12 protein-coding genes are annotated in these 13,039 nt (G+C 53.9%); 8 read left to right on the forward strand and 4 right to left on the reverse strand.

The genetic code is table 11. The features are described from left to right. Positions 1–147: 147 nt before the first annotated feature. From AB1724_14945 to AB1724_14960, 4 genes are all read left to right on the forward strand, one after another. The gene (locus tag AB1724_14945) at positions 148–1,623 is read left to right on the forward strand and encodes a class I adenylate-forming enzyme family protein (protein ID MEW6079106.1); all 1,476 of its coding nucleotides are present in this window, start codon (positions 148–150) and stop codon (positions 1,621–1,623) included. 110 nt (positions 1,624–1,733) lie between these two features. Continuing rightward, positions 1,734–2,237, forward strand: a complete 504-nt coding sequence (locus tag AB1724_14950; GenBank protein MEW6079107.1) for a hypothetical protein — start codon at positions 1,734–1,736, stop codon at positions 2,235–2,237. Positions 2,238–2,279: 42 nt separating this feature from the next. Further along, positions 2,280–2,900, forward strand: coding sequence for a penicillin-binding protein activator LpoB (locus AB1724_14955; GenBank protein ID MEW6079108.1), 621 nt, complete (start codon positions 2,280–2,282; stop codon positions 2,898–2,900). Positions 2,901–2,918: 18 nt separating this feature from the next. Beyond that, positions 2,919–4,163, forward strand: coding sequence for a hypothetical protein (locus AB1724_14960; GenBank protein ID MEW6079109.1), 1,245 nt, complete (start codon positions 2,919–2,921; stop codon positions 4,161–4,163). Here AB1724_14960 and AB1724_14965 read toward each other — a convergent pair. The 4 genes from AB1724_14965 to AB1724_14980 all read right to left on the reverse strand — a co-directional run bounded on the left by AB1724_14965 (position 4,153) and on the right by AB1724_14980 (position 8,372). Continuing rightward, entirely contained in the window at positions 4,153–5,040 is an 888-nt protein-coding gene (locus AB1724_14965; protein MEW6079110.1) for an amidohydrolase family protein, read from the reverse strand. The two genes, AB1724_14960 and AB1724_14965, sit on opposite strands and share 11 nt — an antisense overlap. 38 nt (positions 5,041–5,078) lie before the next feature. Continuing rightward, on the reverse strand, positions 5,079–5,498 hold the full coding sequence (locus AB1724_14970) for a universal stress protein (GenBank protein MEW6079111.1): 420 nt from the start codon (positions 5,496–5,498) through the stop codon (positions 5,079–5,081). Positions 5,499–5,679: 181 nt separating this feature from the next. Beyond that, positions 5,680–6,987, reverse strand: coding sequence for a glycosyltransferase family 87 protein (locus AB1724_14975; GenBank protein MEW6079112.1), 1,308 nt, complete (start codon positions 6,985–6,987; stop codon positions 5,680–5,682). A gap of 2 nt (positions 6,988–6,989) precedes the next feature. Continuing rightward, positions 6,990–8,372 carry an MFS transporter gene (locus AB1724_14980; protein ID MEW6079113.1) on the reverse strand — a complete coding sequence of 461 codons (1,383 nt, stop codon included), beginning with the start codon at positions 8,370–8,372 and terminating at the stop codon, positions 6,990–6,992. A 383-nt stretch (positions 8,373–8,755) separates the two neighbouring features. Here AB1724_14980 and AB1724_14985 point away from each other — a divergent pair, with 383 nt between their 5' ends. The 4 genes from AB1724_14985 to AB1724_15000 are packed head-to-tail and all read left to right on the forward strand — an operon-like array spanning position 8,756 to position 13,014. Further along, on the forward strand, positions 8,756–10,054 hold the full coding sequence (locus AB1724_14985; protein ID MEW6079114.1) for an alginate export family protein: 1,299 nt from the start codon (positions 8,756–8,758) through the stop codon (positions 10,052–10,054). Between the two features lie 49 nt (positions 10,055–10,103). Continuing rightward, on the forward strand, positions 10,104–11,150 hold the full coding sequence (locus AB1724_14990; protein MEW6079115.1) for an ABC transporter substrate-binding protein: 1,047 nt from the start codon (positions 10,104–10,106) through the stop codon (positions 11,148–11,150). After that, positions 11,134–11,895 carry an ABC transporter permease gene (locus AB1724_14995; protein ID MEW6079116.1) on the forward strand — a complete coding sequence of 254 codons (762 nt, stop codon included), beginning with the start codon at positions 11,134–11,136 and terminating at the stop codon, positions 11,893–11,895. Before AB1724_14990 ends, AB1724_14995 begins: the two co-directional genes overlap by 17 nt. A gap of 6 nt (positions 11,896–11,901) precedes the next feature. Then, positions 11,902–13,014, forward strand: coding sequence for an ABC transporter ATP-binding protein (locus tag AB1724_15000; protein MEW6079117.1), 1,113 nt, complete (start codon positions 11,902–11,904; stop codon positions 13,012–13,014). Positions 13,015–13,039: the final 25 nt, after the last annotated feature.

Below are 13,039 nucleotides of genomic sequence, written 5' to 3' on the forward strand. Positions count from 1 at the left end.
ACACATGTTTTGTGCCTTGTTATAGGGATGGTGCTGTAAAAACACCAGTGACCGTAAGCCCGAACGCCGTTGATGACTTGACGGGAAAAAAGCCGACGGTTTTTAAAAGCAATACAGTTCCAGTGGATTAAAGGAAATCGCCAGTTCATGCTGAATCCTGTTAAATATCTTTATTTTCATGCCCGGATGAAGCCGGATGCCTTCGCCATCCAGAGCTTCAATCTGAATCTGACTTACGGTCAATTACTGATTATCATCCAAAAGTTCGCGGCCACATTCAGACGTTCCGGAGTAAAACCCGGTCAAATCGTGGCGCTGATGATAGCGGACCCCAGTTGGCATTGGATTTTGACCCTGGCGCTGTTTCATGAAGCAGCCGTACCATGCTCCAGTTCAAAATACACCCTCACCAATGAAAACCTCGGAATAGACTGGGTACTCTCGGATCGTGCCGAGTTCGACGGTGGTCCGGCGGGAAGGCATTTGTTTATCGATTCCGCCTGGGTTCAGAAAGCGCTCTCCGGCGAACCATTAACCGATCCTTTGGATTACCCCGACGAGGATAGTGTCTGCCGATTGATTTTGACCAGCGGTACAACCGGAGCAAGCAAAGCCGTTGCTCTTACCGTCAGGACCCTGGAAATCCGGCTTTCCTTAAGCTGGTTTTACTGGGCGACTCCGGGCAGGGAGATGAATATGATGCCGATCGGAACGACCGGTGGCTTTGCGACTGCCTTGAATATCCTGGCGGCCGGAAACGTTTTTTTTGCCGTTCCGAGGAACCGGTCTGTCTTGGACGCCGTAAATTTTTTCAAGATCAACAGTCTGATCGGATCACCCATGCAAATAAGATCGATGGTGCAGGACATACAAAATGGCAAACCATACGAAGGGTCAGTCCGAATTCTGCGAAGTGCCGGCGGAGCCATTGCTCCGCTTCTGTTAAAAAACATAAAAGAAAACTTGTGTGAAAAAGTCATGAATGTTTACGGCAGCACTGAAGCAGGACCCATCGGCGCGATATCTGAAAGCAATGATCACGCGGCGGCATCCATTGCCGGATTCCCTCTTCCGAATGTCCGGATCCAGATCGTTAATCAGTCTCACGAGATCCTGCCCCAGGGGCAGGAGGGAACAATCAGGGTTAGAACCCCTGGAATGGTCCATGAATATTACAAAGACCCCGTGGCCACGAGCAGCTTCTTCAGGGATGGCTGGTTTTACCCGGGGGACACGGGGCGGCTGACGAAAAACGGTTTTCTGGCGCTTTCCGGGAGGGGCGATGAACTGATTAATCGTGGCGGAATCAAGATCAATCTTGATTCCCTGGACCTGTTTTTGAACGATTATCATGGCGTTCAGGACGCCGCTACGTTCAGCTTTGAAAATTCAGACGGGGTACAGGATATCGCCGCGGCAATTGTAGTGGCCAAGGATTTCGAAATCAAAGCCCTTCAGGGCGAGATGCTTAAAAAGCATGGGAAGGCGAGAACGCCGGATTTTTTTGTCAAGGTCGATCAGATTCCGCGCAATCCCATGGGCAAGGTATTGCGCGCGAAATTGAGCGAAGATTTCAGTGCGACACTATACGCCCGCGGGAGCCAGGTATCCTGGTTAAATTGACAGTCAAGACACTATGGTTTATTATATTAACTATGAGGTAGGATTTATACCTCCGCTGATGTAAGCCCTTCAAACCCATCATGGAAGCATTTCTTTTTTCAGGAGGTCCTATGAAAAAAATACCATTAATCAGATTGTTTTTAGCATTGCTGGCCGTCTGCCTGGTTCCCGCGGCGGGATTCGGCGAAGACACCAATGTGATCATCAAGCATACCGTGGAAGGCACCGCCGATGAAGTCAATGCCATGAAAGATTTTGACTTTGAACTGCAGCAGCGGGAGCGGGACCGCATGAAGCAGTGGAACATCGAAGATTCCACCGAGGCGCTAAGCGTGGGAGATACTTATTACGGCAATGGTGAAATGGACGACGCGATTTTCTTTTACCAGATCGCCATTAAAATCGATCCGGCCAATAAGGCGGCTCATGAGAAGTATATCGCCGCCCGTCGGGCACAGCAGTCCCAGGTAAGTCCCCATTATTACCAGGCCATGGAATATTACCGCAAGGGGATGAAACAGAAAGCCATTGATGAACTGGTCACCGAACTCCGGCAGAACCCGGACAATGAGGCGGCCCGGATCAAGCTCAACGAAATCGAAGCCAGTCAATAGCGCTTCATTATTTGTTCTTCTTTTTACCTCAGGAGGCGGAATATGTACCGGAACCGTATTGCGAAAACCGTTTTGCTGATGTCGGCGGCCGTCGTTTTGACCCTGTTTGCCGGATGCCGGGCAACTACCCGGGATGTCTCTCCGGATGATGTTGTTCATTATGATGAGGGGTATGACTTTTCGGATAAGAACGCCATCGTCGATTACCTGGTCACCTCCCTGGTGACCAAGTCACCCCTGGCGGCCCGGAGCGACCGTCCGGTGCTGATCGTTTACGGCGTGGCCAACCGCACCTCGGAACACATCGAAACCAGCGGCATTACCGATGATATCCGCCAGGAAATCCTTCAGTCCGGAAAGGCCCGGTTCGTCAACCTGACCCAGCGGGACAACGTCGCCGCAGAAACCGACTACCAGTACGGCGGCAGCGTCAGCCCCGAAACCCGCCTGCAGCGGGCCCGGCAGGTGGGTGCCGAATACATCGTCAGCGGCACCCTGCGCTCCATCGAGAAAAAACAACCCAAACAGGTGCGGCTGAAAAAGAAGACCCTGATGTATTACAGCCTGACCCTGGAGCTGACCGATCTGCAGAGCGGTCTGATCGAATGGACGGACCAGGCGGAAATCGTCCGGGAATCCTCAAAACCGTTTATCGGCTGGTAATCCCGGCCGGGATGATCCATGTCTGAATTGACGCGATGGCCCGGCCTGGTCCGGACATACGGCAGATGGGCCCGCTTCGCGCTTCTGGCGGCGGGCCTCATGCTTTCCGGCTGCGCTTACGGCAACCTGAACCTGGCCCGGGACGCCTTTTACCGGGGTGACATCGCCGGGGCTTCCCAGGCCCTGATTGATGCGGACAAGATCAGTTCCCGCGACCTGCTTCTCTATTACATGGAAAAGGGGGCGATCCTCCATTACAGCGGCAATTATGAGGAGAGCGTCAACCTTCTGCTCAAGGCTTCTTCGTTGATCGAGGAGCAGGAAATCATCAGCGCCAGCCAGCAGACCGTTTCCCTGGTGACATCCGAATGGCTGATGGATTACAAGGGAGAATATGCCGAGCGGCTTCTGGTTCATACTTTCCAGATGATGAATTTTCTTATTCTGGGAAGAAATGACAGCGCCCTGGTGGAAGCCAAGCAGGCCCTGAAAGTGTATGACGCCTATCCCGAGGCCTGCAACGGTGATTATTTTACCCGGGCGCTTGTTGCCCACTGCTTTGAATCGGTAGGTGAAATTAACGGTGCCTATATCGAATATAAAAAACTGGCCGAGCTGATGGGTGACCCCGGACCGGTGGCCGGCAGGCTCTGCGACCTGGGAGCACGGCTGGGTTTTTTTGATGAAGTGGAACATTTTCGGAAATACCTCTCCCAACCCGATACCGGCGTAAAAGGCAATCCGGTCGGAGAGATGTTGTTTTTCGTCAGTCAGGGCCGGGCGCCGGTAAAAATTCCTCAGGATATCATTTTGCCGGAAGCAATCCGGTTCTCTTTTTTCGCCTACGAGGATCGTGGCGGATCTTTCCCGGGCCCGGACATCGGCACCCTGTACGGTATGCGGGGGGCGGAATGGATAGTGACGGATGTCGGCTCGGTGCTGCGAGCGTCTTTGAATCAGCGCCTGCTTCAGATCATGGCCAAGGAAACCGCCCGGGTTATCGCCAAGCAGGCCATCGCCAACAGCATCGGTGACTCTGATGTGGAAGCCATCGTGCGCATCGCTTTTCTGCTCATGGAGGCGCCCGACACCCGCTGCTGGGAAACCCTGCCCGGGTCCCTGATCATGGTCCGGGTGCCGCTTTATCCCGGCGACAGCCCCGTTCAGTTTTCAGGCACGGGGATCCACCCCCCCCCTCCGCCCGATGCCGCGGCCCCTTCGAACCATCACCCGTTTTACCGGTATTATTCCATCAGAAATTGAGACCGGCCTGATCGATTCCGAAAAACCCGGCGGCGTTGCGCGAGGATATATTTCCCATTGTATCCGGCGAAAGGCCCGCCGCCTGTAACGCTTTCAGTTCCCGGTCCCAGGCGTAGGGGATATTCGGAAAATCGGATCCGTACATGATCCGGTCCGGCCGGTAGCGGTCGAGCCGGACCTGTTTGTCCATGGGGAAATAATCGGCCAGGACCATGGTCGTGTCCAGCCACAGGTTGTCATACTTCTCGATCAGTTCCGCGTAGGCCGCTGTTTCATCAAACCCCAGGTGCGGCACGCAGATTTTCAGGTCCGGGAAATCCTTCAGGACCAGTTCGATTCTTTCAACGGCGCAGACCTGATAGGGGTCGCAGGGGTAGGCATCGCTCTTGGGCTCCCGGCCGGCATGCATGACAATCGGTTTTTTGTTGCGCCGGCAGCAGTCGTACAGACGGTTCATGGCGTTGCCGTTTATGTCGAAACACTGGACGTGGGCGTGCAGCTTCAATCCGTCCAGGCCGGCGTCAAAGGCTTCCTGCAGGATTTCCTCGTCATGATCCTCCCCGGGGAACACGGTGGCCATGCCGGTCACGCGGCCTTCGAACCTCCGGCAGGTTTCCGCCATGTATTGATTCAGCTGACCGGCGATTCCGGGCTTGTGGGCGTATTGGAGGGCGATGATGTGGCGGACGCCCCGGGACAGGAGAAAATCGATTGCCAGGGGTGATGTCATCTGGTACCGGATATGCCAAGCATGGGCGTCAAACCATTTCCGGATGGCCGCAAAAACAGTATCCGGAAAAATGTGGACGTGGGCGTCAATGACCGGCGGCAGACCGGCCGGGACCATGGCGCCTTCCGGGTCATCGATATATGTCATGCACGGTTTTAGCATGGCGGCCTAGCGGGGAAAGACCGCTACTTCACCATCATGACCGGGCAGGGGGCCAGGATGCCGACCTTGTAGCTGATGGTCGCCCATCCTTCGACGGCATCAACATTCGTGAGTTTGTGGGAGCTTAAAATGATCAGGTCCACATCATGGGTAATGGAAAATTCAATAATTTCCTTTACCCGGCTGCCGATAATGATTTCCGTCTCTATCCTGGCTTCGCTGGACTTATGTGGCCGCGTCATTTTCTCCATCTTCAGGCGGGCGTTTGACGCCAGTTTGTCATAGAAAGACTGAAATTCATCGCCGTCGGAATCTTCGATCTTTTCGATAACATGAATGAGGGTGATCCTTCCGTTGGCGGCGGTTGCCATATCTATGGCGATTTCCAGCGCCCGGTTGCTTTTCATGGAAAGATCGGTCGGGACAAGAATATGCTTAAACATGCCGGTTACCTCCACACGGTCATAAGGCCGGCTCTTCTCGCGACCGGCCGGAGACGATTAATAACAGGAATTATAAACGTTTATCTATACCTGTTACGGCCCGGGTGTCAATATTTTTCCGGTTTTAAGAGGGGTGTCGGATATCACGTTTGAGCCCCGCCATGGTTCCAGGGCAGGAATATCAGGCATTGGCGACAGACGAGGCGTCCCGGCCGGAACTGGCGGACCGGTATACCAGGACCATCAGGCAAAGGGTCACGGCCAGGGGGAGCAGGGTGATCAGGCCCGGCCAGAAGGAAACAACTGTCGGCCCGGAGAAGTTCGGGCTGATATTGAACCTGGAGAGAAAGTTTATAAGGGTGAAGTCGGGAATCAGCAGGAGGGCCGTCAGCAATCCCCACAGGGCGGTCGGGAAAGATGGGCAGCCGGATTGTTGAAGCCGCCGCAAGGCCACGGCCAGCGGAAGCAGCAGTAATACCAGTGTGTGAATCCAGGCCAGGGGCGTGACCATGGCGCTGACACAGAACAGCACGGCATATGATACGTCCCGGTCGGAAGAACGCGAGGCCATGGCCAGTCCCGTCGCAAGGACGGCCAGCAGAATAAAGATAGAGGCATAGGGCGCCATGGCATCGCAGGCGACAAGCGGGAGAATGCCGATGCTCTGCTCAAAGGGGCGGCACATGCCTGAAAAGAGCCGCCACCCCAGGGTCCACAGGGAAAAATTCCATTCCATGCAGCGGTAAACCGAAGCCATAAATACCGCCACAAACCGGTAATAGTGTGAGACGGGCCCCCCCCCTATAACCAGGGCGGCCATGATGTTGGCCAGTACCGGGATCACGACAGCAATCCCCGCGGCCCGCCATTTTTTTCGAATTAAAAAAAACAGGAGGATCGGCCAGCCCATGAATTTGACGGACAGGGCCATTCCGAGAAAAAGACCGGCTGGAATCTGCCGCTTTACACGCCATGTCAGGAGAAGCAGCATCAGGAGCAGCGAGGAGAGCTGGCCGTATAGAAGTCCCTGCCAGAAAGGGGCAAGGACCAGCAGCATCAATGATGGAAACACGATATGGCGGAGGCCGGGACGCCTGTCCTGCCACCATTGGGCGACCAGATAAACGGATGTGAATATACAGGCCAGTTCCATTAAAAACCAGAGCACGACTGCTTTGGAATAAGCGACCAGTCCGAAGGGCAGCGCCAGCAGAATGGCCGGTGGCGGATGGGGAGAGGGGAGGACCAGGCCGGTCCGTTCCGGCGTCGGTGAGAAAAAGTATCCGGCCAGTTCCGCCAGGGGAGCATACGGATTCATCCCTTCTGTTACCGCCCGGGCCATCAGCCATTCCTGCATAAAATCTTTTAAATAAATATGCGGCGGGAAGAAATAGCGGTCCAGCAGAAGGGCGGGCTTGATGAACAGCGCCAGCCAGCCGATGGTCAGCAGCAGGTAGAGCCATTTTTTAATAGTTTTATTTTTTTCCATGGTTAAGACCGCTGGATATTGCCCCGGGCGGAAGAGAACCAGATGCCGATCAGGCAGAGAGAGCAGAAGGTGGCGAACCCCAGGTGGAGGGATAACATGAAACAGTGGTGATTGGCCGGTGTGATCTGCTCCGGTCCGATCAGGATGGCCAGGAACATGGTGGCCACGGCCATGCTGAGCATCTGGCCGATAAGTCTCATTGTGGCCACGGTGCCGGAGGCCAGGCCGTAATGGGCCGGTTGGACGCTGCTCATGATGGCGTTCATGTTGGGCGAGGAAAAGAGGGCAAAACCCAGGCCGAGCAGCAGCAGGGTCCCGACAATATCGCCAATGGCCGTGGCGGCTGTGATCCGGCCCAGCAGGAACAGCCCGGTGGCGCACAGGGCCATGCCCGCAGAAGCGATCAGGGCCGGTTCAAAGCGGTCGGAGAGCCGTCCGGCCAGCGGGGAAAAAATAGCCATCATGACCGGTTGACATATCAGGACCAGACCGGCGGTTTGAGGGGTCATGCCTTTAATGAACTGAAGATACAGGCTCAAGTAAAAAGCGACGGCAAAAGTGGCGGCATAATTAATCAGCGCCGCCAGACTGGAGAAGGAAAATCCGCGATTGTTGCGGAAAAGGCTGATCTCCACTACCGGACAATCAAATTTCATCTCCTGCCGGATAAAGAGACAGAATACCGCCAGACTGGCAAATAGCAGAAGAAAGCCGTTAGGTGACGGCATGTTCGAAAGACCGGGCATGAACAGGATCAGCGAAAGACCGTACAGGCAGATTCCGGCCACGTCCAGCGGCTGCCCCCGGGCGGGGGTCCACTCATCTTTGATCATGGCCATCGCCAGGTAAATCGACAGAAGCCCCACCGGAAAGGTGACGGTGAAGACACTCCGCCAGCCCCAGACCGCCGAAAGATATCCGGCGGCAAAAGGACCGGAAGAAAGTCCGGTATATACGGCCGCGACGGTAATACCGATGGCCCGGCCGCGCTGGGCCGGCGGGAAAACCGCGGCGATGATGGCGATGCCGGTGACGGATATCATGGCGGCGCCCACGCCCTGCAGGGCTCGCAGACCGATGAGCAGCCACAGGGTCGGGGCCAGGGCGATGAGAATGGTGGCCAGGGAGAACAGGGTGATGCCCGCCACAAATATTTTCTTTCGTCCATTCATGTCCGCGATTTTGGCCATGGGCACCAGCATGACCGCGGTGGCCAGCAGATAGGCGTTGGCTACCCAGCTCATGAGCACGGCCCCGGCGGCAAACTCCCGGCTGATGGCCGGCAGAATAATGTTGACCCCGGAAACCATGAACGGTCCCATGAATGTGGTCACCGTAACCACCAGCAGCAGCGCCGACTTGGATGTTCTGATCGGCTGTTCCATTACAAATCCGTTCTTGCCATGTCCAATTCCATTGTGCAGAAAAACATTATAGAAAGATCCCGCTGAAGTCAAAGACGACTGCTAACGAAATACCCATACGGTCATTGGATTAAAAAATAGAACGGGAGCCTGAAAATATTCTTGACTTTGCCGTTCTTTATATACATATATAACGGCTATGCAAATCAACTGAAGATATCCATCCGCAACGATCAGGGCTTACCAGGCCATCGGCCGCGGACCTCTGCGCCTGCTGGAAAACAGCGGAGAGCGCCAATCCATTAACAGGGCGTGAAATGAGAATGACTCCAAATGGAAAAAAAATCATGTTGCTGGCGATCCCATGTATTTTTTCGTTATGCGGAATATTTAGTCCAGTCACAATGGCTCAAGGTGTTCAGGGGAAACTCACCTTCGGCGCCAATATCCGGTTCCGGTATGAGTATCAGGATAATTTTAATCAATTATATTACGGAGACGACCCGGCTAAAGGGAACGCCAGAGACGGGTTTGTTCTCGGTCGGTTGAGAACGGGGCTTGATTATAACCCGGACCCGGACATCCATCTTTCCCTCTGGATGCAGAATGCCGAAGTCTGGGACAGCGCCCTTACAGATAGTGATTTTTACAGCAGCCGGTTCGGCATGGAGGATAACCCCAACAAAGATCGCTGGGAAATGTGGGATACTTATCTTGAAATCAAAAAAGTGTTTAATCTGCCGGTTTCCGTTAAAGGCGGCCGACAACGGATATGTTATGGGGATAACCGCGTTTTCGGTCCCGGTGAATGGGGCAACAGCGGCCGCTGGGTATGGGATGCGGTAAAATGGTCCTATGGCTTTGAGGGCGGGTTCGCGGATATATACTATGGAAAGACGCAACTCCACGAACCCAATGAGTTCAGCCTCAATCATCGCCACGGGTTTGAAAGCGGCGGTTTTTATGGTCATTTCGATCTGCCCGTGAAACGGTTTCCGGTGGCGCTGGAGCCTTTTTTGATGACAAAACAGGATGATCATGACCGTTACAGAGGAGAGGATCAGCGGACCGGCGATTTCGATTCCTGGTATGGGGGTATCCGGGCCGGTGAAGCAGACAAAAAGGAATTTGACTATGATCTCACCTATATCTCACAGGCAGGCGCGTTCGCTCATGATGATATCGAAGCTTACGGTTATCATCTGCTGGCGGGTTATACCTTTTCGGAGATCGGCATGAAGCCCGGTCTCAGCATGGAATACAGTTTCGCCTCCGGCGATTCCAATCCGGTTGACGGGAAGAAGGAAACATTTGACGGGGCCTTCGGCGCCCGGGACATGATGTACGGCCGGATGAATTTTTTCCACTGGCAGAATATAAAAGACGCCCAGGTCAACCTGGAGGTCCGGCCGCATGAAAAACTTTTTATTAAAACCGAGTTCCATAAATTCCGCCTGGCGGAAAGGGAAGACGCCTGGTATCTCAACGCCCAGGCCTATCGGGATAAAAGCGGCCGATCCGGAGATGAAGTGGGAAGAGAGTTGGATATCGTGACGACCTTTGACCTGTCCAAGAAGCAGCAGTTTCAGGTTGGTTTCGGACATTTCCGGCCGGATGAATTTGCCGGGAAAGTAGCTTCGGACAAGGAAAGCAACTGGTTCTTCTGTCAGTGGTCGTATAAGTTTTCCCGGGCAATATTATAATCGCATAAAGTACGTATCCATTATTTGTAGAAAAGCGGAGGAGAGTGGCATGGATTCGCGGCAAATGATTTATGTGGTGATGGCCGGTATATTTATTGTATCCAGCAGCTGGATGGAGGCAAGCGCGGAAGGTATTTCCCCCCCTGAATCATTGAACATTTCCATCAACATGGCGGTGGAGTTCATGGATCATGCCGCCGTTGCTTTCATCGCCCGGGATCAGGACTGGTTCACGGCCGCCGGCCTGAACATAAAGACGTTTGAGAGCTTTGAGAGCGGCATGGCTTTGGCGGCGGCGCTTGCCAGGGATGATGTCCAGGTGGCCTATCTGTGTCTGGTGCCGGCCATTAATGCCTGTGTCAACGCCGGGGTGTCGATGAAAATCGTGGCTGGAACTCATCAATATGGATACGGGCTGGCGGTTGACCGCCGCCGGATCAAGACCGTCAAAGACATGGAAAAATCAGGTGTTCGTATCGGATGCGTGCAGGAGGGCGGCGCCGTTGATGTCCTGATGCGGAAAATCATCGATATCCACCGACTAGACCCGGACAGGGTGCTTAAAAACGTAAAACGCATGCCGCCGGCAAAACAGTTGCTGGCCATTAAGACCGGTCAGCTTGACGCCGTCATGCTGCCGGAACAGTGGCTGACCATGGCCGAGTCATCCGGCTATGAGGTTCTGGTGACCGCCCAGGATGTCTGGCCTCAAATGCAGGGCAGCGTTCTGGCGGTGAAGGATGAGTTGATCCGTGATCATCCGGAGACGGTAAAAATTCTGTTCGATTTGTTAGCCCGGGGCAACACGCTTATTCGGAACGAACCCGGGCAGGCGGCGGAAATCGTTGCCAGGCAGATGCGGTTATCGAAAGACGGGATGTCTCAGGATGAGAAGATCATCGGAAGTGATCAAACCGCTGTTTCGCCGGAAATCCTGGAGAGGTCCATGAAACGAATGGAATTCACCGCAGATATCTCACCGGAAGAGGTACAGAATACCATAGACTATATGGCCAGGCTGGGCTATTTAAAGAAGAAGGTTCCAGCCGAAGATATCCTTGATTTAAGATTTATTCAGCATGAACACACGCCGTAAGTGGAATAGCGGATGGGGATTGTTGCCCATTGCCCTGTTTCTGGGAATATGGGAGTTTTCGGCCCGAATGGAAATCCTGCCCGGCCATCTGATTCTCCCCCCGTTTTCTGAGGTGCTGTACCAGTTTTATGTGCTGACGATCAACGGCGTGCTGGGGAAAAACTTTTTCAGCAGCCTGATTCGTGTGCTGGCGGGATTCCTGGCCGGCTCGGTCGCCGGGATAATGCTGGGCGCCTTGATGGGCTGGAGAACGGTCATCGACAAATCCCTGAATCCCATCATCAGCCTGTTTTATCCCATTCCCGCCCTGGGATGGATACCGCTGCTGATGCTCTGGATCGGGATCAATGAGATGCTGCCCATTGCACTTATTTTTATTTGTTCCTTTTTCCCGGTCCTTTACAACACCATCACCGGGATCAAGAGCGTAGACCGGGATTATATTCGGGTGGCCCGGACCCTGGGCGCCTCGGAAAGACGCATTCTGTTTACCGTTATTTTTCCCCTGGCCCTGCCCAATATTTTTACCGGGCTCCGGCTGGAGGCCGGTATGGCCTGGCGTACGGTCATCGCCGCTGAAATGGTGGCTATCCCCACCGGTATTGGCGCCCTGATGATGAAAGCGGAAAGCCTGATGCGGATTGATATAATTATCGTCTGTCTGACCATTTTGGCTGTTATGTGTCTGGCCTTTGAAAATTTTTTCGCTCTGGTGGAACGACGTCTGACGTCCGGATGGCGATAGGTTAATATGACGCGTGCCTTTCTTCAGGTTGAATCGCTGACCCTTTCCGTGGGCAATTTTTCCCTGCGGAACATTCAGCTTTCATGCGGGAAAGGCGAGTATCACGTTCTTCTGGGGCCTACCGGCAGCGGTAAATCCACCTTGATTAAGTGCATGCTCGGATTATTTCGTATTTATCGCGGCGCTGTTTTCCTGAACGGCCGGGATATCAGCCGCTGTCGGCCCGAAGATCGGCGCATGGGCTATGTGCCTCAGCACTATTCTCTTTTTCCTCATTTGACCGTGGAAGAGAACATCCGTTTCGGATTGTTTTCCAGAAAACAGGATCCCGGAACGGCCAACGTTATTGTCGACCGGTTGTGCGATACGTTTCATATCGGTCATCTCCGCGGCAGAGGCATCCGCCATCTGTCCGGTGGAGAGAAGCAGAAAGTCGCCCTGGCCCGGGCGCTGGCCATACAACCCGACCTGGTCTTTCTGGATGAACCGTTTTCCTCCATTGACGAGGGGTCCCGTCGGGATTTGTGGGTGGAGTTAAAAAAGATCATTAATGAAATCGGAATGACCGCTTTTCATATTACCCACAACCTGGAAGAAGCTTACAGTCTGGGCGAGAGGTTGTCGGTTATTCTAAACGGTGAAATTCATCAGAGCGGTGCCAAAAATGAGATTTTCGAGCGACCGGCCACACGGGAAGTGGCCGCCTATCTGAATTATAGGAATATTTTTTCAGGTACGGCCCGCGCCCACACCGCCGGCACGGTTGTAGATACCGATGCTTTTCGTTTTGTTTTGTCCGGGAAAATTCCCGACGGAGAGAAGGTGGCTCTGTGCATCCGTCAGCAGGATGTGAAAATCATCAAGGAAGGGCGCCCGTTGCGGGACCAGTTAAAGGACAATGTTATTGCCGGAGTCATTGTCTCTATATTTTCTTTTCCCGAATACTGCCTGATTTATTTTAAGAGCAATAGCAGTTCGCAAGCGTATGACTTTGAAATCAAGCTGCCCCCGTACCTCAGAGAACGGCACGACCTGTTTCCGGGAAAAACAGTCCGCATCGCCTTCTGGGAACCCAACATCATTGTTTTTCCCCGCGAAAACCCAGTCGGGTTAGGGTGACCGGGCAAGCCAGGTTTAAAAAAGC

Source organism: Thermodesulfobacteriota bacterium (assembly GCA_040753795.1).
In the GTDB taxonomy this organism is placed as follows: Bacteria; Desulfobacterota; Desulfobacteria; order Desulfobacterales; family Desulfosudaceae; genus JBFMDX01.